This is a genomic window from Mycobacterium persicum (assembly GCF_002086915.1).
GTDB classification, from domain to species: domain Bacteria; phylum Actinomycetota; class Actinomycetes; order Mycobacteriales; family Mycobacteriaceae; genus Mycobacterium; species Mycobacterium persicum.
In genome coordinates, this window is the sequence record NZ_MWQA01000001.1 from 5513757 (window position 1) to 5537047 (window position 23291).

The following is a 23291-nucleotide window of genomic DNA, read 5'->3' on the forward strand; positions in this document are numbered from 1 at the left end:
GCCGCGGCGGCGGCCGGGGCCGTGCCGGCCGGGCGGCGCGGCGCTGCGCTACCCGCGCACTGGCGTGGCGATCTCGACGGCTCCGCATCGCAGGCGTCCTGCCTCGGTGGCGACCACGGTGGGTCTGGCGGTGCTTGCCGGGATGATCACGCTGTGGCTGGGCCTGATGGCGCATTTCGGGGAGCTGGTCAACGGCAATTCCGCGGATTCGTCTGGCATGCCGGACCGGCTTGCCGTGGTGCGAGTTGCGGCCGGCGAGTCGTTGCAGGACGTGGCGGCCCGGGTCGCGCCCGATACGCCGGTGCGTCAGGTTGTCGAACGGATCCGAGAACTCAACGACCTGGATTCGTCGATGCCTGTCGCCGGGCAGACGTTGATCGCGCCGGTCGGCTGACGACATCATGCAGGATGGCAGCGAAAGCCACTGCGCGCCAAAGTTTCCGAGAGGCCGCGAAATCGAACGTGCGTGGATGGCAACGGCGTTGGCAGTGCGTGGGAGTGCGCAGGTAGTCTCGGAGTGGTCTGAAACACCGGGATGCCATGACGGCGAAGGAGCGGCCATGCACTGTCCGTTCTGCCGGCACCCCGACTCGCGGGTGATCGACTCACGGGAAACCGATGAGGGCCAGGCAATCCGGCGGCGCCGGTCGTGCCCGGAATGCGGGCGACGTTTCACCACCGTGGAGACCGCGGTTCTGGCTGTGGTAAAGCGCAGCGGGGTCTCCGAACCGTTCAGCCGGGAAAAGGTCATCAGCGGGGTGCGCCGGGCGTGTCAGGGCCGCCACGTCGACGATGACGCGCTGAACCTGCTCGCCCAGCAGGTGGAAGACACCGTGCGGGCCGCGGGTTCGCCCGAGGTGCCTAGTCACGACGTCGGCCTGGCCATCCTGGGGCCGCTGCGCGAACTCGACGAGGTTGCCTATCTGCGTTTCGCGTCGGTGTACCGATCCTTTTCGTCGGCCGAGGATTTCGAACGGGAGATCGAGGCACTGCGCGCGCACCGCAAGCTATCGACCTCACGCTGATTCGGGCGCGACGCCGATAGGATCCCTGTCATGCCTGCGGAGTTGCACCCCGATCTTGGGCCCTTGGAGCCATTGCTGGGCACATGGGTGGGCCGGGGCGCCGGGGAATATCCCACGATCGAGCCGTTCGACTATTTCGAAGAGATCGAGTTCTCACACGTCGGCAAGCCGTTTCTCATTTACGGGCATAAGACCCGTGCGGCGGACGACGGCAGGCCATTGCATGCCGAGACCGGTTACCTGCGTGTTCCCCAACCGGGCCACGCCGAGTTGGTCTTGGCGCACCCCAGCGGCATCGCCGAAATCGAGTTAGGCACGTATTCGGTGGGCGACGACGCCGTGCACCTGGAGTTGGCCACCACAACCATCGGATTGACTCCCACCGCAAAAGAGGTTACGGCGATCACCCGTTCGTTCAGCGTCGCCGGCGACGAACTCTCGCACTCGTTGCGGATGGCCGCGGTCGGGCAACCCTTACAGCATCACGTCGCCGCCTTGTTGCACCGTCAGCGCTGACGTCAAACCAGTTGCATCACACCGTCATCGGCGACCAATCCGGCAACCGTGACCCAGCCCTCGGCGCTCCAGGTCGTCGTGAGCACCGATCCCTTGCCCTGCGTGATGGTCAGGTCGCGGCTGAGGTAGTCGGTGATCCGCATGGCCGCCGAACCGGTCGCTTCGTCTTCTTCGACCCCCAGGTTGGCCGCAAACATCCGAGCCCGTAGGGCGCCGGCAGGCTCGTCGGTCCAGGTCCACAGGTAATGCGAGGTGTCGTCGGAGAAGTCGTCGGGGTCGGCGGCCGCCAGGGCATCGAGTGAGTCGAGATGATGGATGGCCAGTTCGGGCGCCCATTCGGCCCGTGCGCTGATGGCGGTCAGATCGTTGTCATAGCTGACCTGTACCAGACCGGCGGGCACGTGCAGTGTCTTGATCGGCATTCCCCGCTCACGCAGCCACCACGACACACCCACGATCGGATGTCCGGCGAACGGCAGGCTGGTGCGGGGAGTGTGGATGGTGGCATGGGCGGTGTGCGAGCCGGCGGCCGGAAGGTCGACGAAAATGGTCTCGCTGTAGCCCAATTGGTTTGCCAGCTGCTGCCGGTCGCGGGATTGGACCCGGCTCGCATCGACTATGCCGAGCGGATTGCCGAAGTTCCCCTCGGAGTCGGTGAACACTCGCAACACCGTTACCTCGATGCCCATGGCCCGACTGTACGACGCCGCGAGATTCGATGACGGCCGGGTTGATCAGGTGGCGCTGCGTTCGTCGGAACCCATCGCACTGAGCACGGCGATGCGGGTATCGGCCGGGCCGGAAACAGTTCCTTCACCACCGCCGCTACGAAGCAATTCCCGAAGCGCCGCCTGATCGTATTCGGCAGGTTCGGTGCTGTCGATGAAGCGTTGCACGGTGTCGATGAAGCGGGCGGGATCGTCATGGAACGGGAAATGCCCGGAGCCCTCGAAGATTTCCAGGTGCGAGCCGGGCATCGCGGCGTGTGCCAGCCGGGCGTGGCGGACGGGGACCACGACGTCGCGGCTGCCCCAGATGATCTGCACCGGGATGGCTTGGGTCAAATAGCATCGGTCCAGCATGGTAACGATCTGGCCGCGCCAGTCCACCACGGCGCGCAGGGTGCGCGTAAACGCCGACGACGCCGTCGGCTCGGGCAGGTCGTCCAGGATTCGCAGCACATTGGGCAGGTCGCGGCCAATGGCGGTCGAGCCGATCGCCAGCCCCAGCACCCGCCCGACCACCTGAACCGTCGGACGCACCATCGGCAACCGCAGCAATGCCAGTGCTTCGGCGCCCATCGGCAGTGAGGCCAACCGGAACACGACGTTGACGTCCTTGGTGACGCCACCGGCGCCGACCAGGATCAGCCGGTCGACCAGCTGGGGAAACTGGTAGGCGAATTGCATCGCCACGCCGCCGCCGAGGGAATGACCGATGACGGTCACCCGCTCGATGTCGAGCACGCTGAGCAGGTCGCGCATGCCGTTGGCGTAGGCGGCCACCGAGTAGTCGGCGCGCGGCTTATCGGACTTTCCATGACCCAACAGGTCGGGAGCAATCACGGTGAACCGCTGCGCAAGCTTTGCGTGGATGCCGGTCCAGGTCGTCGAATTGTCCCCGATGCCGTGGACCAGCAGGATCGCTGGCCCCGACCCGGCGATCCGGAACGCGCGCTTGTAGCCGTGAATAGTGCGGAACTGCAGCGAAGGCGCAGTAATTTCGCGCACTGGGCGAAGATTGCGCTTCCGCTCGGTCATTCGCCAACCTCGTTGTCGGGCCGCCTACGGCTTTCTCGGGGGCGGTGTTGGAGGCATCAAGCCTGGTCGTCGTCGTCGCGCTTCTTCTCTGCCTGCTGGGCCAGGAATCGCTCGAACTCCGCACCCAACTCGTCGCCGCTGGGCAGATCCTCGTCACGTGTGAGTAACGATCTGTTTTCCTGAGCGTCGATGAAGGCATCGTACTGGCGCTCGAGAGCGGCCACCACTTGGGCTACTTCCGCGCTGGCTTGGACTTGTTCGTCGATCTTGGCCCGGATCTCCGCCGCGGCTTCTGCCAGCGCCGCCAATGGCAGTTCCAACGATCCCGTCTTGGCAACTTGCTCGAGCAAGGACTGCGCGGCCGCGGGGTAGTCGGTCTGCGTCAAGTAGTGCGGGACGTGCACGGTGAACCCGACGACCTCATGACCGTGCTGCGCCATTCGGTATTCCAGCAGGTTGGACGCGCTTGCCGGGACTTGGATTTCGGAGATCCACGGCTGGAAGTCGGCGATCAGTTCCGGATTGTTGGAATGGGCGGTCATCGTGATCGGGCGGGTATGGGGTACGGCCATGGGAACGGTGCCCAGGCCGATGGTCTGCCGGACCCCCAGGCGTTCGGCCAGCAGTCGCACGGCGGTGATGAATCGCTCCCATTTCAGGTCCGGCTCCAAACCGGCCAGCAGCAGAAATGGGGTGCCGACGCTGTCGCGCAGTGCGTACAGGCTGAGCTCGGGGTCGTCGTAGCTGGTGAAGTGGTCGGTCTTGAAGGTCATCAGCGGCCGCCGGGAGCGATAGTCCAGTAATTCGTCGATCGCAAACGACGCGACCAGCTCGGTGTCCAGTGACCCCTTCAGGTGGGCAGCGGCCAGCCGAATTGCGTGGCCCGCGTCGGAGAAACCCTCCAAGGCGTGCACCAACACCGGACCACGGCCATCCGACGTCGACAATTGCGGCGCCGGGAACTCGAGGTCGTACATGCCAGGTTGTCCGGGTTGGTAGTCCTGCGCGTCATCCCGGTCTTGATCGTGCGTCATGGGTGTTGCCTCCTCTCGGGGGTTCAACCGGGGCGCCCTGATCAGTGTGTCTCAAATCAACGGGCCCCAATCAACGAACATCTCACTTATGCGCACATCTTCATAACGCGAAAAGCTGCACGCCATATTCACAGCGAACCGCGACGGGCGACCCTGGACGCCCAGGCAAACAACCAAACCGGCGCCGGTCGTCCGACGAGCATCGCCCTGCGCTGCCGGCCGAGGCCGAGTCGGCGCCCGGGTGATGTTACGGCGATCCTAGGCCGACCGATTCCGACGATACGGCCTCGTGACGTATTAGCGGCGGAACTGATTGAGCGCCCGCACCTTGTTCATCACGTCGAGCGCGGCCACCTTGTAGGCCTCGGAGAATGTCGGATAGTTGAAAACCGCGTCGACCAGGTACTCGACGGTTCCTCCGCATCCCATGACGGCCTGTCCGATATGCACCATCTCGGTGGCGCTGGTGCCGAAGATGTGCACGCCGAGCAGCTTGAGATCGTCGGTGGACACCAGCAGTTTGAGCATGCCGTAGGAGTCGCCGGCGATCTGGCCGCGGGCCAGTTCCCGGTAGCGCGCCACGCCCACCTCGTAAGGAATGGACTCCTTGGTCAGTTCCACCTCGGTGGAGCCGACGTAGGAGATCTCGGGGATCGAATAGATGCCGATCGGCTGCAGGTCGGTGATGCCGTCGGTCGGCTCCCCGAACGCGTGGTAGGCAGCCAGCCGGCCCTGCTCCATCGAGGTCGCGGCCAAGGCCGGGAAGCCGATGACGTCGCCGACGGCGTAGATATGGTCCACCTTGGTCTTGAACTGTTCGTCCACCCATATTCGTCCGCGGCGTTCGACCTCCAGGCCGGCATTGGACAGGTCGAGGTGGTCGGTCTGGCCCTGGCGTCCGGCGGAGTACATCACCGTCTCGGCGGGAATCTGTTTGCCGCTGGCCAGGGTGGTGACGGTGCCCGCCGAGCCGACGTCCACCGCGGTGACCTCTTCACCGAACCGGAATGTCACCGCCAGGTCGCGCAGGTGGAATTTGAGCGCCTCGACAACCTCGGGATCGCAGAAGTCGAGCATGTCTTCCCGTTTCTCGACGACGGTCACCTTGGTGCCCAGCGCGGCGAACATCGAGGCATACTCGATACCGATCACCCCGGCACCGACCACGACCATCGAGGCCGGTAGCGACTTGAGGTCCAGGATCCCGTCGGAGTCCAGGACCCGTTCTTCGTCGAATTCGACGCCGGACGGCCGGGCTGGCCTGGTTCCGGTGGCGATGACGATGTAATCGCCTGTGACAGTGGTCTTTTCGCGACGCGTCTGGTCTTCGACCATGATGGTGTGCGGATCGATGAACCGGCCGTGCCCCACCAGCAGGTCGACCCGGTTGCGCATCAACTGATTGCGTACCACGTCGACTTCCTTGCCGATCACATGCTGGGTCCGGGCCAGCAGATCGGCCGGGGTGATCCGGTCCTTCACGCGGTAGCTGGCCCCGTAGAGTTCGCGCTGATTCATGCCGGTGAGGTAGAGCACCGCCTCGCGCAACGTCTTCGATGGGATGGTGCCGGTGTTGACGCAGACGCCGCCCAGCATTCGGCCACGTTCGACGATCGCAACGGATTTGCCCAACTTGGCGGAGGCAATGGCCGCCTTCTGGCCGCCAGGCCCAGAGCCGAGAACCACCATGTCGTACTCGCGCATCGACCCCATGAGATAGACAGTAGAACGCACAGTGGCGACTTCGTCCACAGGATCGCGGCCCAGATGCCCGTCGTGCGCACCGGCTGACGGTGCCGGTCGTCAGCGTTGACGCCTATGACGAAGCATCGACCTGACTTTGAACTGAATCGCCCCGGCGCACTGATCGCGGCGCTGCCGGCCATCCTCGGCTTCGTGCCGGAAAAATCGCTGGTCCTGGTCTCGGTGGCCGAGGGTGAACTGGGATCGGTGATGCGCGTTGACCTGTCGGAAGACCTTGGCCACCAGGTCGAGCAACTCGCGGAGGTCGCCGCCGCGGCTGACCCCGAGGCCGCGATCGCCGTGATCGTCGACGCGGACGGAGCGCAGTGTCCGGGATGCAGCGACGAGTACCGGCGGGCGTGCGATGCGCTGACCGAGGCGCTGGCGCAGCGTGACATCGTGCTCTGGGCGGCCCACATGGTCGACCGCATCGCGGTTGGCGGACGCTGGCATTGCGTCGACGGCTGCGGTTCGGGGGGCGTCATCGACGACCCGGCGGCGTCGCCGCTGGCGGTGGCGGCGGTGCTCGACGGTCGGCGGCTGTACCCGCGGCGTGCCGACCTCGAGGCCGTGGTCGCGGTGGACGACCGGGTGCGCACCGACACACTGGCCGCCACCGTGAGGCAAGAGGCCGCCGAGCGTGAGATCGCCGAGCACGCCGACCCGTTGGGCTGCAGCCGTCGCGACGTGGAGAAGGCGATGGCCGCTGCCGCGCGGGTGGCCGACGGGCAACCGCTATCGGACGTGGAGCTGGCCCAGTTGGGCTGTGCGCTGACCGACGTGCGGGTGCGCGACACGCTCTATGCCCTGGCGGTCGGTGAGAACTCCGGCCCGGCCGAGTCGTTGTGGGCAGTACTGGCCCGCGCGCTACCCGAGCCGTGGCGGGTGGAGGCGCTGGTGTTGCTCGCGTTCAGTGCCTACGCCCGCGGAGACGGTCCACTGGCCGGGGTGTCCCTGGAGGCCGCGCTGCGCTGCTCGCCAGGGCATCGGATGGCCGGCATGCTCGACACGGCGTTACAGTCGGGGCTTCGGCCGGAGCATATCCGGGAACTCGCGACCACCGGCTATCGGCTGGCTCGGCAACTCGGCGTGCGGCTACCGCCGCGACGGGCGTTCGGCCCATCCGGCCAATCCGGCCGATGTGCGGGGTAATCAGACCTTCTCGACCTTGACGGCGTGCGCCATCGCGTGGGGCAGGGTGACGTTCTCGTGCCCCGGGATGACGATGGTCACTCCGCCTCCCGGACTGGTTTCGACCGTCACGCGGGCGTTCGGCACGACGCCGGCGTCCTTGAGCCGCGTGATCAAGTCGATGTCGCCTTGAACATGCTCGGTGAGCTGGCGAACGACCACTGCCACCGGCGGACCGGCCGGCAACTCGGTCAGCCGCACCAGGTTGGCGTCTTCGGCGCCGAATTCCGGGCCCACGCCCAGGTCCAGCAAGCCCGGAATCGGATTGCCGAACGGAGACGTCGTCGGGTTGTTCAGCACCTTGACCAGCCGACGTTCGACATCCTCACTCATCACGTGCTCCCACCGGCATGCCTCGGCGTGTACCTCTTCCCACGGCAACCCGATGACGTCGACGAGGAGTCGTTCGGCGAGGCGGTGCTTACGCATCACGGCGATCGCCAGCGCCCGGCCCTTGTCGGTGAGTTCGAGGTGGCGATCCCCGGCCACCCGAAGCAATCCGTCCCGCTCCATCCGGGAAACGGTTTGGCTGACAGTGGGCCCGCTCTGCTCCAGGCGCTCGGCTATCCGGGCGCGCAGCGGCGTTACGCCCTCTTCCTCGAGGTCGTAGATCGTCCGCAAGTACATCTCGGTGGTATCGACCAAGTCGTTCATTCAGCATCCTCCGTCGCCGCCGAGTCTACTTGGCCAGCTGTGCATGTGGTTGGCCCAAAACGCCCCCGACAGCAGTGTGCCCGCCGCTCACCGCGGCGGGCACACTGTCTTGTACCTAGATTCTAAGCGCCGTTCTCTGGCGCTTTTCTTAGTGCCTTCCGCTGGGCGTCCGGCCGGTTCTCAACTGGCGTATGACCGCAGCCGATCGGCACGTTCGCCATGGCGCAACTTGCACATCACATCCCGCTCGATCTGGCGCACACGCTCGCGCGACAGACCGAACAGCTTGCCGATTTGATCCAGCGTGCGGGGCTGACCGTCGTCCAGGCCGAAGCGCAGCCGGATCACCTGGTGCTCACGCTCGTCGAGAGTGGCAAGCACACTGCGGATATCGGTGTGCAGTAGTTCAGCGATGACGGCGTTCTCCGCGGACATGGCTTCCGCGTCCTCGATGAAGTCACCCAGCGGCGCCTCTTCCTCAGAGCCGACCGGCATGTCCAGGCTCACCGGGTCCCGGCTGTGTTCGAGCAGGTCGTTGATCTTGTCAACCGGAATGCCGGACTCTTCGGCGAGTTCCTCGTCGGTGGCTTCCCGGCCCAGGTTCTGGTGCATCTCCCGCTTGATCCGCGCCAGCTTGTTGACCTGCTCGACCAGGTGAACGGGCAGACGAATGGTACGGCTCTGGTCGGCCATGCCACGGGTGATGGCTTGGCGGATCCACCAGGTGGCATACGTCGAGAACTTGAATCCCTTTGTGTAGTCGAATTTCTCCATCGCGCGGATCAGGCCCAGGTTGCCCTCCTGGATGAGATCGAGCAGCGGCATTCCGCGGCCCGTGTAGCGCTTGGCCAGTGACACCACCAGCCGAAGGTTGGCCTCGAGGAGGTGACGGCGCGCTGCCTGGCCGTCGCGTACCACGGCCGCCAATTCGCGTTTGCGGTTCTCGCCCAACCGCTTTCGGGTTTCGAGCAGATACTCGGCATACAGCCCGGCTTCGATGCGCTTGGCCAGCTCAACTTCATCGGCGGCGTTGAGCAACGCCGTCTTACCGATGCCGTTCAGATATACGCGCACCAAGTCCGCTGCGGGGCTTTGAGCATCCAGATCGCTGTCAGCCCGGCTTGTGGTGGCATGTGCCATAGCGCCCTCCCGATCGGCTTGTCCTGTCACGGGGTTTAACGACAGGCTCGACCACAGAGTTCCCGCCGCGCTGTCATCTCACACACCGTGACGTGCAGAAATGTGCCAGCGACCTGAGAATGTCCTGAGAAGTGTGCCGCGGCAGCCGGTTTAACCGGGATTGGACCAGCCGTCGAAGTCCGGGGGGTCCGATCGGGACGCAGGGTCTTGCCGAGGCTCCAGCGCCGGACGCTTGGCCGTCGGAAACAGCGGAGTGCGTCGTCGGGCGTCGTCGAACCGACGGGGTTCATCGGCGCCGCGGGGCGGTCTGTCGTTGGCGATGAGCACGGCCATCCAGGGCAACGGAATCGAGACGGCGACGATCAGCAATGAGACAAGACCATTGTGCCAGGCCCCGTAGGCGACGGCCGCCAGGATGAGGGCCGGAATGCGGAACGCCATCAAGGTCAGATACTTGCGTACCCGCGCTCGGTGCTGTTCCTCGTAGGACGGTGCGGCGGCGGTGATCAGTACCGGGCGGCCCCGCTCATCGAAGTCGTCGAAACTCAGCTCGAAGCCGCGCTTCATTTCTCTACTCTCCCACATCCAGTCGATTCCGGCAGGAGCGAGTCAGGGGGCACAATGTCTGGTATGCAGACGCAGACGATCGAACGCACCGACACCGAGGAACGCGTCGACGACGGGACCGGCAGCGACATCCCGAAGTACTTCCACTACGTCAAGAAGGACAAGATCGCCGAGAGCGCGGTGCTGGGAAGCCATGTGGTGGCGTTATGCGGTGAGGTATTTCCCGTGACCCGGGTACCCAAGCCGGGTTCACCGGTGTGCCCGGACTGCAAGCAGATCTACGACAAGCTCAAGAAGGGCTGATCGGCACCACGCGAGACCGTCGCGGTGTTGGCGCGCAGCAAGCCTGGTCACGAAATGGTATCCCACTCCTCAGCGGGGTTATCTGGGGCGCACAGCGCGACGATCACATGAGTCCCAGGATTCGCCACGCCGCCGTCAACGTTGAGGCAGGGTGTATCGAAAAGGTTGCCGGTGACCTGGCCATTGGGCTGGATGATCCAAGGTTGGTCGTTCATATAGCAGCGGTTGACGGATACCCACTGGCTAAACAGCATGTCCCCTAGGCATGCCCCGGGGAAGGCGACGCTTTCGATCCGCAAGAGTGGGGCAACATGCCAGCGCTGGGTCGGCGATCCATCGCAGGGGTTGATCACCGTTGGTGTGTAGACGTTCCCACTGGGGGTGTCCAGACAGAAGTTGCCCAGCCGGCTCCTCAACTGGAATGTGTCGTCGTCGGCACTTGCCACACCGGCGCTTAGCAGCGCGACGCCGAACGCTGCCGCAGACGCGGCAACGCCCCGGCGCACACCGCTTATCATCTGTAATTTATTCATTGCGGCTGCAACCCCTTGTCTCGCGCTACTTCAGGCGCCATAGGCGCAGTTATCTACCGTAGCCATCCTTGGTCGCTCGAACCTCGACAATCGTCTTGAGCTTTCAGGTTGCTTTGGTATTAGGCTAGCCCGCTCGACGGTTTCTACGATGTGAATACTGATGGTGTGCAAGGCTTTTCGTAAGTTGATCGCTGTCCAATCAACTTTCCCGGTGGACATGGGTTCCACCGGCTGTAGGACATGGCATTCATTCTTCGGTGTCCGCCAATGCGCGGACAATTGTGTTTTTCGATTGTCTTGCTATGTGGCGCCCACAATGCCATGGAATTCATCGCTTGACCTGGGCCCCTGTCGATTGGCCCCGCCCAGTCAGACGCCTAGTCGGCCGTTCCCGTGATGGCGGCAGTGCGGGTCCTCAGCCAGTTGCGCAGCCGATGTGCGTGTGTGACCGGCGCCGGCCATTCCTCTTGGATCGCGGCGTTGAGTTCGGCTCCGATCATGACCGCAAAACCACCGAAGAACGCGAACAACAGAAACGCGATGGGCGTGGACAGCGCGCCGTAGGTATAGCCCGTACTGGTGATCCACCTCAGATAGAACCGTAAACCCAGCGTCGCGATCAGGAACACCGTGGTGGCCAGCACCGCGCCGATGACCAGTCGATGTGTCGGCAGCGGTACCGGCAGAGCGACGCGGTAAAGGATGATCACCCCCAACGTAAGGCTCCCGATCAGAGCCGGGTAGTAGCCGTAATGCAGGACATTGGCCAAGCTGGCCGGAATGTGGTCGCTCACCTTACGCGGGCCCACCACCGCGACCGGCGCCGCGGCCACCAGGAACACCAGCATCACCACGTACAGGAACAGCGCGAAGAACCGCTGCCGTACCGGATGGCGCAGCGGAGTCTGGTCATGAGCCTCCACCACGGCGTCGACGTAGGAAGAGATGGCCGACGATCCTGCCCACAATGAGATCAAGAAACCCAGCGACACCACCTCGCCGCGTGCGTTGGCGGTGATGTCGCGGATGGTCGGCTCGATGATCTCGTTGACGACACTGGCTGAGAAGAAGCTGTGGGCGGTGGAAAGGATCGTTTTTTCGATGGCGGGCAAGGTGTCCTCACCGAATAGCGGAGCCACGTAGGCCAGGCTGCCCAGCATTCCCAACAGCAAGGGGGGAAGGGACAGCGCCGACCAGAAACCTGCTTGCGCTGACTCGGAGAAGATCGAGTCGTCCCAACTCTTGGAGAGCGTCCGAAGGCTGATTCGCCAGATGTGGTGTCGGGACGGCTTTGGCGTTTGGTCGCTCATCCGGTCCAGCATTACCGAAGATCGGTCACACGTGGCACATTGGACCCGACTTTAGGCGAGCGAGTTTCGGCGAACTAGTTTCCACTGACCTCCAGCACGGCCGACAGCTCGATCAATTTCGCTTCGTGCTCGTTGGCGTGGTGCTGGCAGAAGAGAAGTTCGGAACCGGACGGCAGCTTGGCGCGCACCCGCGCTGCTGCGCCACAGCGGTCGCAGCGGTCGGCTCTAGTCAGCTCGGGACTGGTCAACGTCGCGTTCATGGCTTCTCCATATCTCGGTAAGTTCACTGTCTCAGACGTTCCCCGTTTTCGCCTTGTTCCCCGGGTGGTATCAGGTGTGTCCTTTCTCACGGATTTGGCGACAATGAGTCGGGCAAGCTGGCTAGTATGTCGTCCACTCCGGCGGTCTTGGTGCACATGTGTGCCGCCTCCGAATGGTCGTCCGCCCGCCGCCGCGGTGGCTTCCGTCCCGGATCAGCGACCGGGTTCATCCATCTGTCGACGCCTGAGCAGATACATCTGCCGGCCAATCGTCTATTCCACGGCCGTCGTGACATGGTCCTGCTGTACATCGACCCGGCGGCGCTCGATTCGCCCGTGCGTTGGGAGCCTGGAACGGTCGCCGATCCGGACTGGATGCTGTTCCCGCACCTGTACGGCGAGCTTCCGGCACGCGCGGTGATCAGCGTCGCCGCCTACCCCTCGGCTGCAGACGGCACCTTCCCGCCGGTTTCGGGCCCTCAGGCACCCACGTAGGCGTCGGCTTCGATCTCAACCAGCAGGCCGGGTGCGATCAGCGCCGAAACCTCGACCATGGTCGCCGCGGGTCGGATTCCGCCGAAAACCTCGGCGTGGACATCGCCGACCTCCCGCCAGCGGGAAATATCGGTGACGTATATCCGGGTGCGGACCACGTCGGCGAGCCTTGCGCCAGCCTGTCCGAGTGCGGCCTCGATGCGGCGTAGGGCGTCTCTGGTCTGCGCGGCGATATCGCTGCCGCTGCCGGTGGTGCCGGCCACTGCCACATGCCGGCCAACGCGCACCGCGCGCGAATAGCCAACGACCGATTCGAAGTCGGATCCGGAGGAGATACACCTGCGGGTTGCTGACATGCCGTGACAGTACGACGGTGGCGGGCGATGCGCCGCCGTTGGGTGCGGGCATCTGGTGTTCCGGCCGTCGGGAAGCATGCCGTGTCGAGGCATGTGTCTTAGGCAGCCCGGGTTGTCGCGACTTTGCCCGGACCCAACCGGTTTCGTCGCATGAAATGTCGGAGATCCTCGATTGACGGCTCGATTCGAGACGAGGATTTCTCATGGATCAGAACACGAACCCGTCGCCCAAACCCTACGACGCCAGGAAGGCGACCGACGAGCAACGCGACCTGCAGGAAAAGCTGCAGCACCAAGGCGACGACCCGGACGCGCCCGGTCTGCAGCAGACTCGGGATCAACTTGCCGACGAGACATAGGTGGAAACCGCACGGTCCCACCACGTCGGCGGGCTCGCTCAATCCAGGTAGTCGCGCAGGACTTGCGAGCGGCTGGGGTGGCGCAATTTCGACATGGTCTTGGACTCGATCTGCCGGATGCGTTCCCGGGTCACGCCGTATACCTGGCCGATCTCGTCGAGGGTGCGCGGCTGGCCGTCGGTGAGGCCGAAGCGCAGCCGTACCACGCCGGCTTCGCGCTCGGACAGCGTGTCCAGGACCGACTGCAGCTGGTCTTGCAGCAGCGTGAACGACACCGCGTCCACGGCCACCACCGCTTCGCTGTCCTCGATGAAGTCGCCCAGCTGGCTGTCGCCCTCGTCGCCGATGGTCTGGTCCAACGAGATCGGCTCCCGAGCGTATTGCTGGATCTCGAGCACCTTCTCCGGGGTGATGTCCATCTCCTTGGCGAGCTCCTCGGGGGTGGGCTCGCGGCCCAGGTCCTGCAGGAGCTCCCGCTGGATTCGGCCGAGCTTGTTGATCACCTCGACCATGTGCACCGGAATACGGATGGTCCGGGCCTGGTCGGCCATGGCGCGGGTGATGGCTTGGCGGATCCACCAGGTCGCGTAGGTGGAGAACTTGTAACCCTTGGTGTAGTCGAACTTCTCCACCGCCCGGATCAAGCCCAGGTTGCCCTCCTGGATCAAGTCCAGGAACGCCATCCCGCGCCCGGTGTAGCGCTTGGCCAGTGAAACCACCAGCCGCAGGTTGGCCTCCAGCAGATGGTTCTTCGCGCGATCGCCGTCGCGGCAAATCCACATCATGTCGCGACGTTGCGCGGCGGGTAGCTTCTCGCCGCGCTCTGCCATCTCCGCCATCAGCTGCGTGGCGTAGAGGCCGGCCTCGATCCGTTTGGCCAGCTCGACCTCTTCCTCGGCGTTGAGCAGCGCCACCTTGCCGATTTGCTTGAGGTAGGCGCGAACGGAGTCCGCGGAGGCGGTGAGTTCGGCGTCTTTGCGTGCCTGGCGCAACGCTTCTGACTCGTCCTCGTCCCATACGAAATCGCCTGAGGCCTTGTCCTTCTCGGTGGGCTCGGCGATCTCCTCCTCGTCATCGACAGCGCTGCCGGGCGCAGCGACAGCCGGAGATTCAACCTCGTCGGTGTCCTCGACGACGGCGGCGACGACGTCGTCTTCCACGTCGTCTCCCAGGTCGTCTAGGCCCAGACCAGCATCGAGGTCGAGGTCTTCGACGGCGTCGACGTCGAGGTCGGGCTCATCGTCGAGGTCTTCGGCGGCATCGAGCGCAGCCGCCGGGTCGGTGGCCGCGCCTGCAAGTTCGTCGCCGAACGTGCCGGCGTCACGGGCCGGGGCCTTTGCGGCTTTGGCCGCGGTACGGCTTTTCTTCGGGGTGGGGTCCTCGGCGTCGTTGGCGGCATCGGCCGCCTTTGTGGACCGGCCCGCCGCCTTAGTGGCCCGCTTCGCGGGGGCAGCGCCATTGGCTGTCTTTGCCGCCGGTCGCTTGGCGCCGGCTTTGGCCGGGGACTTGGTGGCGGTGCGCTTCACCGGCTCACCGGTCGCCTGGCTGGCCCTGGTCGCTGCCACATACACCCCTTCGGTGGTACTCGCTTCCGGTATGAGTCTGGGCGTGCTGAACCGAAAGTGTCTGCTATGTCGAATGTCGGCGTCGATATCGGCGTGAAAACGTGCGCTCTATCAGTCGGGCGGTCGCCGACGACCATTGTAACTTCACCGCGCGCCCGTACCGCCCGAGCGGGAAAAATTCAGTGGGTCACATCCCTGATGGAGGCCATTGCTGCGCCAACTATCCCAGCGGCATTCTGCAGGGTTGCCGGCACTACCGGGGTGCGATTTTCCAGCAGATGCACCCATTTGTCGGCTTTGCGGCTGATGCCGCCGCCGGCGATGAACAGGTCGGGCCACATCGCGTTCTCAATAGCGACCAGAACCCGCGTCACCTGCTTGGCCCACTTTTCGTAGCTCCAGCCTTTCCGTTCCTTGACCGACGACGCGGCCCGCTGCTCGGCCTCCTTACCCCCGACCTCGAGATGCCCGAACTCGGTGTTGGGTATCAGCTTGCCGTTGTGGATGACCGCAGACCCGATACCTGTTCCGAAGGTGAGCAGGATGACCAGCCCGGAGTTGTCCTTGCCGGCTCCATAGCGTTCTTCGGCAAGCCCGGCCGCATCGGCGTCGTTGAGAACCGTCACCGCTTGACCGCCCAGTTCGGCGGCGATGACTTCGCTGGCGTTGGTGCCGATCCATGACTTGTCCACATTTGCCGCCGTCTGCGCGACGCCGTGCGTGACCACGCCGGGATAGGTCACTCCGAGTGGTCCGGTCCAGCCGAAGCCGTGAACCACCTCGGCGATGGTCTTGGCGACCGCTGACGGCGTGGCCGGTTGGGGAGTCAGTAGCTTGATCCGGTCCCCGATCAGCTGGCCGGTGTCCAGGTCGACGATTCCGCCCTTGATGCCACTACCCCCGACATCGATGCCGAACCCGCGACGTTGTGGTGTGTCATCGGCGGTGTGGGGCAGGGGGTCGGCGCTGGTCATCGGTTCTCCTCGGCGAGACATATGTGTCCGAATACCTTAGCCCGCATGCTTACCGAGACCGGGCATTCTGGCCCGGCTCGGCGACGATGCGCGCTCTGTCTGTTGAGGCCTGTTGTGGAGCCGGGCGATTATGGCTCGGCCCGGCGACGACGCGCGCGTCTCCGGGCGATTGTGATGCGATAGTGCGGTGACACGATCCGACAACGAGCCCGCGCGGCTGCGTGCGGTGGCCGAGACGCTCGCCGCGGAGGCGGCCGAGTTCGTCCGTGGTCGGCGCGCCGAGATATTCGGTCTGCATGCGGTCACGGACGCCGGTGACGCGGTCCGGACCAAGACCACTCCGACCGATCCGGTGACCGTCGTCGACACCGATACCGAGCGACTGCTGCGTGAACGGCTGGTTCAGTTTCGGCCCGGTGACCCGATTTTGGGGGAGGAGGGCGGGGGCCCAGCAGACTCGACGGCCGCGGCGGACGCCGTGACTTGGGTGCTTGACCCCATCGACGGCACCGTGAACTTCGTCTACGGCATTCCGGCCTACGCGGTGTCGGTGGGAGCCCAAGTCGGCGGCGTGTCGGTGGCCGGCGCGGTCGCCGATGTCGTCGGCGGCAGGGTGTATTCGGCTGCCGCCGGGCTGGGCGCGCGTGTCACCGACCAGCACGGGACTCGTCGGTTGCGCTGCACCGCTGTCGACAGTTTGTCGATGGCCCTGTTGGGCACCGGCTTCGCGTACTCGACGCGGCGCCGCGCTACCCAGGCAGCGCTGCTGGCCAGGATGCTGCCGGTGGTCCGAGATGTGCGCCGGATCGGGTCTGCGGCCTTGGACTTGTGCATGGTCGCCGCCGGCCAGCTGGATGCCTACTACGAGCACGGGCTGCAGGTGTGGGACCGAGCGGCGGGCGCCCTGATAGCAGCCGAAGCGGGAGCCCGGGTGCTGTTACCCGCCGCGAATGCCCAGGAAGGGGGCTTGGTGCTCGCCGCCGCGCCCGGCATTGCCGACGAGCTGGTGGCGGTGCTGACGCGATTCGATGCTCTCGAGCCGATGCCGGACTGAGCTGCTCAGCAACTGCTTGCGTGGATCTTGGCCACCAGCGTGGGATCCGTCGGCTCCGTGGCACCGGGCCGCAGGCTCGCGAGTACCGCGTCGATGTCGTCGTTGTGGGCCAACGTGGTGAAGTCCGTGCCGAGGACGAGGTCGACCGAGTCGTCGGCACGGCTGTCGTGGAACAGCTCGGTACACGGCGCCACCAGCCATACCGCGGCGGCCGCGGCTTGACCTGCGGTGCCGAACCGGATCTGGCCCTGGCAGGTCAGCCGGGTGCCGGCATAGACCGGGTCGTTGGCGGCCGTCGGCTGGGCGAAACCGAGATCTTGCATGGCCCCGGCGATGTCGCCGGCTTGACCTCCTCGTCCGCTGGCGTTGAGAACGCGCACTTTCGTCTCGCTGAGCTTGGCCGGGGCGACGTCGGTCATTTCGGTCCGCGACACCGGCTCACCGAGCCTGGGCGGCGCCGTCGACCCGGCCGGCTGCGGCGGGGGATTGCACGTCGCGGCCTCGCGGACGTCCGCCGGTCGGGTCAGGGCCACCGTCCACGCCACCGCCGTCGCGATCGCCAGCAGGATCACGACGACAATCGCGGGGCGGGGATTGCGCCGCCGAAATGGCCGACCGTGCTTGTCAAAGGCGGTGCCCTCGGTGATTTGTGCGACCACACGTGCACTGTAGTCCGCGCCTGGATTGCCGCGTTGAGGCCCGATCACGAGGCCGCCGAAGAGAGTGTGACGTAAATCACAGTTGATTGAGCCGAGTTCTGGGCACGAATCGTTTGGTGGATGCGTTCGACGCTGGTACAAAGCGATGCTTGAACTTATGAGAGGGCATGCGAGGGGACGGAATAATGCCTACCGACTATGACGCTCCACGGCGCACCGAGGCCGACGATGTGTCGGAGGATTCGCTCGAGGAGCTGAAGGCTCGACGGAACGAGGCGGCGTCGGCCGTGGTCGACGTAGATGAGTCCGAGTCCGCCGAGTCATTCGAGCTGCCTGGCGCCGACTTGTCCGGTGAAGAGCTGTCGGTGCGTGTCATCCCGAAGCAAGCGGATGAGTTCACCTGCTCGAGCTGCTTCCTGGTGCAACACCGCAGTCGACTGGCCAGCGAGAAGAACGGCGTGATGATCTGTACCGACTGCGCGGCGTGATCGCTGCACTCAGCTTTTCAGGGCCGACAACACCCGCTCGGGGTGACGGCAGCTCACCAGCCAGTACGGGGTGGGGTCTTCCGGGTCGTCGAGCACCAGCAGAACCATGGGGCCGACCCATGCGCGATGCAGTACAAATGCTGCCGGGTCGAGCTGTCGGCCCAGTGCCGCTGACTTGGCGGTGCGCGCCACTTCGGCCGATCGGGACACGACGGCGACCGGCAGGTGCGCCGCACCGGCCCACAGTTCGACGCCGGTCTGGTCGGCTGTGACTCGGATCTCCACCCGGCCCAGCCACAGCAGGGTGCCAGCCGCGACGGCGAACAACGTCGCGAACGGCAGCCAGTCGGGCAGCGCGGCGACACCCATGTTGACTTCGAAAGCGATGAGCGCCGCCGCCGCAAACCCCAGCGGCCACCACCACCACGGCACCCAGAGTCGTTCGCGGTATCGCACACTGTGCGGCGCGACGCGGGTACCCGACATTCGATCGAGAGTAGTCTGTGGCCCCGTGTCGACCAGTCTGGCCGTTGTCCGTCTCGACCCCGGGCTCCCGCTGCCCGGCCGCGCTCATCACGGCGACGCGGGAGTAGATCTCTACAGTGCGCAAGACGTGGAGCTGGCCCCCGGGCAGCGCGCCCTGGTGCCGACGGGCGTGGCGGTTGCCATTCCGTTCGGGGTGGGGGGGCTGGTCCATCCGCGCTCGGGCTTGGCCTCCCGGGGGGGTCTTTCGATCGTCAACAGCCCCGGCACCATCGACGCGGGTTACCGTGGCGAGATCAAGGTCGCGCTGATCACCCTCGACCCCGCCACGCCGATCGTGGTGCATCGAGGTGACCGTATTGCCCAGCTGCTGGTGCAGCGGGTCGAGTTAGTCGAGCTGGTCGAGGTCGCGTCATTCGACGAGGCCGGGCTGGCCGAGACATCCCGTGGTGATGGTGGCCACGGCTCCTCCGGCGGACATGCGAGTTTGTGATGGCATTCGGTAGACGCACACGCAACAGGGACAGCGGATCGAGTTCGGCTGAGCCGGAAGCACCGGCCGCCGCCGCGCCGAAAGCATCGGAACTGGCCGACGAAGACGGCGACGAGTTGGTGGGACCGTTCGACATCGAAGACTTCGACGACCCTTCGGTCGCGGAGTTGGCCAGACTCGACCTGGGTTCGGTGTTGATTCCGATGCCGACGGCAGGCCAGGTGCAGGTCGAACTGACCGAGAACGGCGTCCCCAGCGCGGTGTGGATTGTCACGCCCAACGGCCGCTTCACCATCGCGGCCTACGCGGCGCCCAAGTCCGCCGGCCTGTGGCGTGAGGTGGCCGGCGAGCTGGCCGACTCGCTGCGCAAGGACTCCGCTCAGGTTTCCATCAAGGACGGCCCATGGGGTCGGGAAGTGATCGGCACGGCCTCCGGCGTGGTGCGTTTCATCGGCGTCGACGGCTACCGCTGGATGATCCGATGTGTGGTCAACGGCCCGCACGAGACGATCGATGCGTTGACCGACGAGGCTCGCGAGGCGTTGGCGGACACCGTTGTGCGCCGCGGAGACACCCCCCTGCCGGTACGTACCCCGTTGCCGGTGCAGTTGCCCGAGCCGATGGTGGAGCAGCTGCGCGAGGCCGCGGCCGCACAGGCGCAGGCACAGGCGCAGGAGCTGGAGCAGCAACAATCCAACCAGCCGGCGGCGCGACGCGGCGCCGGCGGGTCGGCGATGCGGCAGTTGCGCAGCAGCACCAGCGGCTAGGACTTGGCGAGCGTTCTAGGAGGCGTCTCGGACCTCGGCCAGCGCGGCCAGGCAGGCAGCTCCCAGTGCGGCCGGATCCGCGCCGATCTCATCGAGCGTCACCGTTCGTAGGGCGGCATGCGGCGCCGCGGTCACCCAGTCAACACCGACCTGCAGCGGGTGAATCGGATCGTCGATGGCGGCAGCGACCCCCAACGGCGCGGTCAGCCGCTCGAGGTCGCTGCGGCCAGGCGCGATATAGGCTGCGGCTTCCTCCATGGCGTCGGGTAATTGCGGCCATTGAACCCGCCAGGATCGGGCCAGCTCGTCGGCCAACCAGGCGGGGCTGGATGCCCGCATCTGCGTCGTCGTCGTCGCCAGGCCGTCACGGCGCAGCTGTGAGGCCGTGTGTCGCGCCGCGTGGGCGGCCGGGGCTGATTCGGGCGGGCCCGTCCACGCAGGTAACGCGGCCAGGACCGCCAGGGTCAAGTCGGGATGGGCCAGCGCCCACGCGACGGCGACGGCGGCTCCGATCGAGATGCCGCCGACCACCACCGGGCCTGCCCGCGCGGCGTCGTCCAGGGCGGACAGGTACCCGGCGATCAAGTGCTCTGGTTGTGGTGCAGGTGTCAGCAGCGTCGCACCGACCGCGTTCAGGGGGCCGGAAAACGCCCGGTAGACGTAGTCGTCGTCGGAACCGGTTCCGGGCAACACCACGGCCGTGACTCCGCGAAAATCGACTGGCATTCCTTGATAGTGCTCCGCCATCGCGGGTACTCCGACCCCGGTGCATCGATACGTGTGGCGGACGGGAACCAACAGGTCTACGGTGACCGTTGGCATAGGTGGAATGCTGATCGCAAGAAGAGCTTCCGTTACGACGTTGGAGTGTCAGGAGAGGGCATGGGCGCCCAAGGTTATCTGCGCCGGCTGACCCGTCGATTGACGGAAGATCCGGAGCAGCGCGACGTCGAAGAATTGTCGGACGAAGTCCTCACTACCGGCGCGCAGCGCGTCATAGATTGCCAGCGTGGTCAGGAAGTCACGATGGTGGGCACGCTGCGTAGTGTCGAAACCAACGGCAAGGGTTGCGCCGGCGGTGTTCGCGCGGAGTTGTTCGACGGTAGCGACACCGTGACGTTGGTGTGGTTGGGCCAGCGCCGGATCCCCGGCATCGACTCCGGCCGCACGCTGCGGGTACGCGGCCGGCTGGGCAAGCTCGAAAACGGGAGCAAGGCCATCTACAACCCGCACTACGAAATTCAGCGGTGACCATTTCCGTTATCCGGGTTTGTCTGGGATACGCAGTCTTGAGCCGGCTAGCGGCAGCGGCCCCGGCATGAGTACGCACCGCATCAGCGCAGAGCGCCTGCTGGCACAGGCCGGTGGCGTCAGTGGTCTGGTCTATTCGTCGCTGCCGGTGATCGTCTTTGTCGCGGTATCCGGTGTGGCCGGATTGTTGCCCGCAATCGGGTCTGCCGTGGGTGTGGCCGCATTGGTGTTGCTATTGCGGCTGATTCGGCGGGAGTCCACGCAGCCCGCCGTTTCCGGGTTCTTCGGGGTCGCCGTGTGTGCACTGATCGCCTACCTGGTGGGTCAGTCCAAGGGTTATTTCTTGTTGGGCATTTGGATGTCGTTGCTATGGGCGGTGATTTTCGCCCTGTCGGTGGTGATTCGCCGGCCCGCCGTCGGTGTCCTCTGGAGCTGGGCCGCCGGGCGGGACCGCGGCTGGCGCGACGTAGCCCGCGCCCGCTACGCGTTTGACATCGCCACGCTGGGTTGGACGCTGGTGTTCGCCGCCCGGTTCATCGTCCAGCGGCTCCTCTACGATGCCGACAAGACCGGCTGGCTGGGCGTCGCGCGCATCGGGATGGGCTGGCCGCTCACCGCGATGGCGGCGCTGGCGACATACGCCGCGATAAAGGCCGCTCAGCGGGCGATGCCGATCGTCGAAGGCCCTGCGGTGGCGGGGGTGGCAGACCTCGATACTGACGCCGGTCGCGAGTTCTAGCGCGTTGCGGGTGTGCGCTCGTTTGTCGGTGTGGTGAAGGCGCTCATTGGGGGGACGCTACCGACTGGGCAGTCGTGGGCCGCACCGGGAGAAGCGTTAGCTCACGCTCGAGGACCGGGCTCGCCCGCCGGTGAAGTTGGCGGCAGCAACAGCCGGCTCAGCTCCTCCTCTGCCTCGGTGACCGCGACGAACAACAATTCGTCGCCCCCTTCCAGCGGCTCATCGGCTTGCGGCACGATGACTCGCGGTCCGCGCAGGATCGTGACCAGGACCGCATCCCGCGGCAATTGCAGCCTGCGCACCGGTTTGCCGCCCCAGGGTGTGTCGTCGGGCAGCGTGATCTCCACCAGGTTTGCCTGGCCCTTGCGGAATTCCATCAGCCGTACCAGGTCGCCGACGGCGACGGCCTCCTCGATCAGCGAGGCCAGCATGCGCGGCGTCGACACGGCCACGTCAACGCCCCAGGCGTCGGTGAACAGCCACTCGTTGCGGGGATCGTTGACACGGGCCACCACCCGCGGCACCGCGAATTCGGTCTTGGCCAGCAGGCTGAGTACCACGTTGACCTTGTCGTCGCCGGTAGCGGCGACCACGACATCGAAATCCTCGAGGTGTACCGACTCCAGCAGGCTCAGCTCGCAGGCATCGCCCAATTGCCAATGCGCGGTCGGGATGGCATCGGGGTCGAGGTGGTCGCGATTGCGCTCGATCAGGGTCACGTCGTGCCCATTTCCGATGAGCTCACGGGTGACTGAGCGGCCGACGGCGCCGGCCCCGGCGACGACTACCTTCATTTGCGCCACTCCTTAACCCCGGCTCGAAGCCGGGCCGAGCCGGGGTCTTCGTCGTCGGCGCGCGTCATTTGCGCGGCCCTGACTCGAAGTCCTCACTGGGCGGCAGGGCCGCAATGGCCACCGCCTCGGCCGCCCGGCCGGAGATGGCGGCGACGTAGACCTGGTCGCCGGCCTGCAGGATCGTCTTCGGCTCGGGCAGCACCCCGGTTCCGAATCGGATCAGGAACGCCGCCCGGGCGCCGGTGGCCTGCTCCAAGTCGGTGACCCGGTGGCCGATCCAGTCCTCGTGCAAGATGACCTCGGCGACCGCGACGGTACCGGTGGGATCGCGCCATTTGGCGGTCTCAGTTTCCCGGAGCAGCGCGTTGAGCAGCCGGTCGGTGGTCCAGGGCACCGTGGCGATCGTGGGAATACCCAGGCGTTCGTAGACCTCGGCGCGCTTGGCGTCATAGATACGGGCGACCACTCGCGGCACACCGAAGGTTTCCCGGGCCAACCGTGCCGAGATGATGTTGGAGTTGTCACCGGAGGACACCGCAGCGAATGCGTCGGCACCTTCGATGCCCGCCCGCAGCAGCACATCTCGGTCGAATCCCTGGCCGAGCACCCGCTCACCGGCAAACTCGGGGCTGAGCCGGTTGAAAGCGGTGCTGTCACGGTCGATGACCGCGACGTCGTGGCCGATGCGGGACAGCGCGTCGGCCACCGACGAGCCGACCCGGCCGCACCCCATCACTACCACTCGCACGTGACGTCCTCTCGGCTGTAGCTGATTCGG

General features: G+C 65.7%; 31 protein-coding genes. 13 read left to right on the top strand and 18 right to left on the bottom strand.

All coding sequences use genetic code 11. The annotated features are described in order from the left end of the window. From B4U45_RS25025 to B4U45_RS25035, 3 genes are all read left to right on the top strand, one after another. Nucleotides 1-394 (top strand): LysM peptidoglycan-binding domain-containing protein (locus B4U45_RS25025; protein ID WP_219859535.1); only part of this gene is annotated, 394 nt, incomplete at its 5' end. Between the two features lie 166 nt (nt 395-560). Then, the gene (gene nrdR, locus B4U45_RS25030) at nt 561-1025 is read left to right on the top strand and encodes a transcriptional regulator NrdR (protein WP_075549966.1); all 465 of its coding nucleotides are present in this window, start codon (nt 561-563) and stop codon (nt 1023-1025) included. 30 nt (nt 1026-1055) lie between these two features. Then, complete coding sequence (locus B4U45_RS25035) at nt 1056-1541, top strand: peroxynitrite isomerase (RefSeq protein ID WP_075549967.1); 486 nt, start codon at nt 1056-1058, stop codon at nt 1539-1541. 2 nt (nt 1542-1543) lie between these two features. Here the strand turns inward: B4U45_RS25035 and B4U45_RS25040 are convergent, their stop codons facing one another. The 4 genes from B4U45_RS25040 to sthA form a co-directional block, all read right to left on the bottom strand. Beyond that, on the bottom strand, nt 1544-2230 hold the full coding sequence (locus B4U45_RS25040) for a PhzF family phenazine biosynthesis protein (protein WP_075549968.1): 687 nt from the start codon (nt 2228-2230) through the stop codon (nt 1544-1546). Between the two features lie 45 nt (nt 2231-2275). Then, complete coding sequence (locus B4U45_RS25045; protein ID WP_075549969.1) at nt 2276-3301, bottom strand: alpha/beta fold hydrolase; 1026 nt, start codon at nt 3299-3301, stop codon at nt 2276-2278. A 56-nt stretch (nt 3302-3357) separates the two neighbouring features. Continuing rightward, on the bottom strand, nt 3358-4335 hold the full coding sequence (locus B4U45_RS25050) for a proteasome assembly chaperone family protein (RefSeq protein WP_075549970.1): 978 nt from the start codon (nt 4333-4335) through the stop codon (nt 3358-3360). 297 nt (nt 4336-4632) lie between these two features. Then, entirely contained in the window at nt 4633-6039 is a 1407-nt protein-coding gene (sthA, locus tag B4U45_RS25055; RefSeq protein ID WP_089024986.1) for a Si-specific NAD(P)(+) transhydrogenase, read from the bottom strand. 114 nt (nt 6040-6153) lie between these two features. Between sthA and B4U45_RS25060 the strand changes: the two genes are divergently transcribed. Continuing rightward, nucleotides 6154-7230 (top strand): DUF4192 domain-containing protein, encoded by a 1077-nt coding sequence (locus tag B4U45_RS25060; RefSeq protein WP_083153362.1) that lies wholly within the window; start codon nt 6154-6156, stop codon nt 7228-7230. On the opposite strand, the gene ideR is transcribed toward B4U45_RS25060, so the two are convergent. The 3 genes from ideR to B4U45_RS25075 all read right to left on the bottom strand — a co-directional run bounded on the left by ideR (nt 7231) and on the right by B4U45_RS25075 (nt 9648). Continuing rightward, nucleotides 7231-7923 (bottom strand): iron-dependent transcriptional regulator IdeR, encoded by a 693-nt coding sequence (gene ideR / locus B4U45_RS25065; protein WP_023372597.1) that lies wholly within the window; start codon nt 7921-7923, stop codon nt 7231-7233. 180 nt (nt 7924-8103) lie between these two features. Further along, nucleotides 8104-9063 carry a sigma-70 family RNA polymerase sigma factor SigB gene (gene sigB / locus B4U45_RS25070; protein ID WP_075511208.1) on the bottom strand — a complete coding sequence of 320 codons (960 nt, stop codon included), beginning with the start codon at nt 9061-9063 and terminating at the stop codon, nt 8104-8106. A gap of 150 nt (nt 9064-9213) precedes the next feature. After that, on the bottom strand, nt 9214-9648 hold the full coding sequence (locus B4U45_RS25075; protein WP_075549972.1) for a DUF3099 domain-containing protein: 435 nt from the start codon (nt 9646-9648) through the stop codon (nt 9214-9216). Between the two features lie 45 nt (nt 9649-9693). Here B4U45_RS25075 and B4U45_RS25080 point away from each other — a divergent pair, with 45 nt between their 5' ends. Next, nucleotides 9694-9933 (top strand): DUF3039 domain-containing protein, encoded by a 240-nt coding sequence (locus tag B4U45_RS25080; RefSeq protein WP_075549973.1) that lies wholly within the window; start codon nt 9694-9696, stop codon nt 9931-9933. A gap of 47 nt (nt 9934-9980) precedes the next feature. On the opposite strand, the gene B4U45_RS25085 is transcribed toward B4U45_RS25080, so the two are convergent. From B4U45_RS25085 to B4U45_RS25095, 3 genes are all read right to left on the bottom strand, one after another. After that, nucleotides 9981-10466 (bottom strand): Rv1419 family lectin, encoded by a 486-nt coding sequence (locus tag B4U45_RS25085; RefSeq protein ID WP_075549974.1) that lies wholly within the window; start codon nt 10464-10466, stop codon nt 9981-9983. Between the two features lie 377 nt (nt 10467-10843). Continuing rightward, complete coding sequence (locus tag B4U45_RS25090; RefSeq protein ID WP_075550027.1) at nt 10844-11776, bottom strand: YihY/virulence factor BrkB family protein; 933 nt, start codon at nt 11774-11776, stop codon at nt 10844-10846. Between the two features lie 74 nt (nt 11777-11850). Then, the gene (locus tag B4U45_RS25095) at nt 11851-12036 is read right to left on the bottom strand and encodes a DUF7455 domain-containing protein (protein WP_075549975.1); all 186 of its coding nucleotides are present in this window, start codon (nt 12034-12036) and stop codon (nt 11851-11853) included. A gap of 126 nt (nt 12037-12162) precedes the next feature. Between B4U45_RS25095 and B4U45_RS25100 the strand changes: the two genes are divergently transcribed. Beyond that, nucleotides 12163-12531, top strand: coding sequence for a DUF952 domain-containing protein (locus B4U45_RS25100; RefSeq protein ID WP_075549976.1), 369 nt, complete (start codon nt 12163-12165; stop codon nt 12529-12531). Here B4U45_RS25100 and B4U45_RS25105 read toward each other — a convergent pair. Further along, nucleotides 12516-12887: a RidA family protein gene (locus B4U45_RS25105; protein ID WP_075549977.1), complete on the bottom strand. Its 372-nt coding sequence runs from the start codon at nt 12885-12887 to the stop codon at nt 12516-12518. The two genes, B4U45_RS25100 and B4U45_RS25105, sit on opposite strands and share 16 nt — an antisense overlap. 203 nt (nt 12888-13090) lie before the next feature. Here B4U45_RS25105 and B4U45_RS25110 point away from each other — a divergent pair, with 203 nt between their 5' ends. Continuing rightward, nucleotides 13091-13246: a hypothetical protein gene (locus B4U45_RS25110; RefSeq protein WP_162877260.1), complete on the top strand. Its 156-nt coding sequence runs from the start codon at nt 13091-13093 to the stop codon at nt 13244-13246. A 38-nt stretch (nt 13247-13284) separates the two neighbouring features. Here B4U45_RS25110 and B4U45_RS25115 read toward each other — a convergent pair whose 3' ends face one another. Both B4U45_RS25115 and ppgK read right to left on the bottom strand, forming a co-directional pair. Beyond that, nucleotides 13285-14811 (bottom strand): RNA polymerase sigma factor, encoded by a 1527-nt coding sequence (locus tag B4U45_RS25115; protein ID WP_075550028.1) that lies wholly within the window; start codon nt 14809-14811, stop codon nt 13285-13287. Between the two features lie 179 nt (nt 14812-14990). After that, nucleotides 14991-15785, bottom strand: a complete 795-nt coding sequence (gene ppgK / locus B4U45_RS25120) for a polyphosphate--glucose phosphotransferase (RefSeq protein ID WP_075549978.1) — start codon at nt 15783-15785, stop codon at nt 14991-14993. A gap of 187 nt (nt 15786-15972) precedes the next feature. Between ppgK and B4U45_RS25125 the strand changes: the two genes are divergently transcribed. Further along, on the top strand, nt 15973-16839 hold the full coding sequence (locus B4U45_RS25125) for an inositol monophosphatase family protein (RefSeq protein ID WP_075549979.1): 867 nt from the start codon (nt 15973-15975) through the stop codon (nt 16837-16839). Nucleotides 16840-16844: 5 nt separating this feature from the next. Here the strand turns inward: B4U45_RS25125 and cei are convergent, their stop codons facing one another. After that, nucleotides 16845-17498 carry an envelope integrity protein Cei gene (gene cei / locus B4U45_RS25130; protein ID WP_075550029.1) on the bottom strand — a complete coding sequence of 218 codons (654 nt, stop codon included), beginning with the start codon at nt 17496-17498 and terminating at the stop codon, nt 16845-16847. 185 nt (nt 17499-17683) lie between these two features. Here cei and B4U45_RS25135 point away from each other — a divergent pair, with 185 nt between their 5' ends. Then, nucleotides 17684-17986 (top strand): DUF4193 domain-containing protein, encoded by a 303-nt coding sequence (locus B4U45_RS25135; protein ID WP_023372621.1) that lies wholly within the window; start codon nt 17684-17686, stop codon nt 17984-17986. 9 nt (nt 17987-17995) lie between these two features. On the opposite strand, the gene B4U45_RS25140 is transcribed toward B4U45_RS25135, so the two are convergent. Beyond that, nucleotides 17996-18472, bottom strand: a complete 477-nt coding sequence (locus tag B4U45_RS25140) for a DUF3093 domain-containing protein (protein ID WP_075549980.1) — start codon at nt 18470-18472, stop codon at nt 17996-17998. Nucleotides 18473-18497: 25 nt separating this feature from the next. On the opposite strand from B4U45_RS25140, the gene dut reads away from it, so the two are divergent. Then, complete coding sequence (dut, locus tag B4U45_RS25145) at nt 18498-18962, top strand: dUTP diphosphatase (RefSeq protein ID WP_219859536.1); 465 nt, start codon at nt 18498-18500, stop codon at nt 18960-18962. Beyond that, nucleotides 18959-19729: a DUF3710 domain-containing protein gene (locus B4U45_RS25150; protein WP_423734691.1), complete on the top strand. Its 771-nt coding sequence runs from the start codon at nt 18959-18961 to the stop codon at nt 19727-19729. Before dut ends, B4U45_RS25150 begins: the two co-directional genes overlap by 4 nt. Nucleotides 19730-19744: 15 nt before the next feature. On the opposite strand, the gene B4U45_RS25155 is transcribed toward B4U45_RS25150, so the two are convergent. Further along, nucleotides 19745-20455 (bottom strand): alpha/beta fold hydrolase, encoded by a 711-nt coding sequence (locus tag B4U45_RS25155; RefSeq protein ID WP_075550030.1) that lies wholly within the window; start codon nt 20453-20455, stop codon nt 19745-19747. Between the two features lie 156 nt (nt 20456-20611). Here B4U45_RS25155 and B4U45_RS25160 point away from each other — a divergent pair, with 156 nt between their 5' ends. Then, nucleotides 20612-20980, top strand: coding sequence for an OB-fold nucleic acid binding domain-containing protein (locus tag B4U45_RS25160; RefSeq protein WP_036411151.1), 369 nt, complete (start codon nt 20612-20614; stop codon nt 20978-20980). A 67-nt stretch (nt 20981-21047) separates the two neighbouring features. After that, entirely contained in the window at nt 21048-21719 is a 672-nt protein-coding gene (locus B4U45_RS25165; protein ID WP_075549983.1) for a DUF3159 domain-containing protein, read from the top strand. Between the two features lie 101 nt (nt 21720-21820). Here B4U45_RS25165 and B4U45_RS25170 read toward each other — a convergent pair whose 3' ends face one another. Both B4U45_RS25170 and B4U45_RS25175 read right to left on the bottom strand, forming a co-directional pair. Further along, nucleotides 21821-22513 carry a potassium channel family protein gene (locus B4U45_RS25170; RefSeq protein ID WP_075549984.1) on the bottom strand — a complete coding sequence of 231 codons (693 nt, stop codon included), beginning with the start codon at nt 22511-22513 and terminating at the stop codon, nt 21821-21823. Nucleotides 22514-22577: 64 nt separating this feature from the next. After that, nucleotides 22578-23261, bottom strand: coding sequence for a potassium channel family protein (locus tag B4U45_RS25175; protein WP_063468686.1), 684 nt, complete (start codon nt 23259-23261; stop codon nt 22578-22580). Nucleotides 23262-23291 lie beyond the last annotated feature (30 nt).

Excerpts from the sequence above, each read along its gene's own strand:
- B4U45_RS25075 (WP_075549972.1), bottom strand. The coding sequence starts at position 9,648 with ATGTGGGAGAGTAGAGAAATGAAGCGCGGCTTCGAGCTGAGTTTCGAC.
- B4U45_RS25095 (WP_075549975.1), bottom strand. The coding sequence starts at position 12,036 with ATGAACGCGACGTTGACCAGTCCCGAGCTGACTAGAGCCGACCGCTGC.
- B4U45_RS25100 (WP_075549976.1), top strand. The coding sequence starts at position 12,163 with ATGTCGTCCACTCCGGCGGTCTTGGTGCACATGTGTGCCGCCTCCGAA.
- B4U45_RS25035 (WP_075549967.1), top strand. The coding sequence starts at position 1,056 with ATGCCTGCGGAGTTGCACCCCGATCTTGGGCCCTTGGAGCCATTGCTG.
- B4U45_RS25060 (WP_083153362.1), top strand. The coding sequence starts at position 6,154 with ATGACGAAGCATCGACCTGACTTTGAACTGAATCGCCCCGGCGCACTG.
- B4U45_RS25080 (WP_075549973.1), top strand. The coding sequence starts at position 9,694 with ATGCAGACGCAGACGATCGAACGCACCGACACCGAGGAACGCGTCGAC.
- B4U45_RS25045 (WP_075549969.1), bottom strand. The coding sequence starts at position 3,301 with ATGACCGAGCGGAAGCGCAATCTTCGCCCAGTGCGCGAAATTACTGCG.
- B4U45_RS25085 (WP_075549974.1), bottom strand. The coding sequence starts at position 10,466 with ATGAATAAATTACAGATGATAAGCGGTGTGCGCCGGGGCGTTGCCGCG.
- B4U45_RS25155 (WP_075550030.1), bottom strand. The coding sequence starts at position 20,455 with ATGCCAGTCGATTTTCGCGGAGTCACGGCCGTGGTGTTGCCCGGAACC.
- ideR (WP_023372597.1), bottom strand. The coding sequence starts at position 7,923 with ATGAACGACTTGGTCGATACCACCGAGATGTACTTGCGGACGATCTAC.
- B4U45_RS25090 (WP_075550027.1), bottom strand. The coding sequence starts at position 11,776 with ATGAGCGACCAAACGCCAAAGCCGTCCCGACACCACATCTGGCGAATC.
- B4U45_RS25110 (WP_162877260.1), top strand. The coding sequence starts at position 13,091 with ATGGATCAGAACACGAACCCGTCGCCCAAACCCTACGACGCCAGGAAG.
- B4U45_RS25170 (WP_075549984.1), bottom strand. The coding sequence starts at position 22,513 with ATGAAGGTAGTCGTCGCCGGGGCCGGCGCCGTCGGCCGCTCAGTCACC.
- B4U45_RS25135 (WP_023372621.1), top strand. The coding sequence starts at position 17,684 with ATGCCTACCGACTATGACGCTCCACGGCGCACCGAGGCCGACGATGTG.
- B4U45_RS25160 (WP_036411151.1), top strand. The coding sequence starts at position 20,612 with ATGGGCGCCCAAGGTTATCTGCGCCGGCTGACCCGTCGATTGACGGAA.
- B4U45_RS25050 (WP_075549970.1), bottom strand. The coding sequence starts at position 4,335 with ATGACGCACGATCAAGACCGGGATGACGCGCAGGACTACCAACCCGGA.
- nrdR (WP_075549966.1), top strand. The coding sequence starts at position 561 with ATGCACTGTCCGTTCTGCCGGCACCCCGACTCGCGGGTGATCGACTCA.
- B4U45_RS25040 (WP_075549968.1), bottom strand. The coding sequence starts at position 2,230 with ATGGGCATCGAGGTAACGGTGTTGCGAGTGTTCACCGACTCCGAGGGG.
- sthA (WP_089024986.1), bottom strand. The coding sequence starts at position 6,039 with ATGCGCGAGTACGACATGGTGGTTCTCGGCTCTGGGCCTGGCGGCCAG.
- B4U45_RS25140 (WP_075549980.1), bottom strand. The coding sequence starts at position 18,472 with ATGTCGGGTACCCGCGTCGCGCCGCACAGTGTGCGATACCGCGAACGA.
- sigB (WP_075511208.1), bottom strand. The coding sequence starts at position 9,063 with ATGGCACATGCCACCACAAGCCGGGCTGACAGCGATCTGGATGCTCAA.
- B4U45_RS25105 (WP_075549977.1), bottom strand. The coding sequence starts at position 12,887 with ATGTCAGCAACCCGCAGGTGTATCTCCTCCGGATCCGACTTCGAATCG.
- ppgK (WP_075549978.1), bottom strand. The coding sequence starts at position 15,785 with ATGACCAGCGCCGACCCCCTGCCCCACACCGCCGATGACACACCACAA.
- B4U45_RS25165 (WP_075549983.1), top strand. The coding sequence starts at position 21,048 with ATGAGTACGCACCGCATCAGCGCAGAGCGCCTGCTGGCACAGGCCGGT.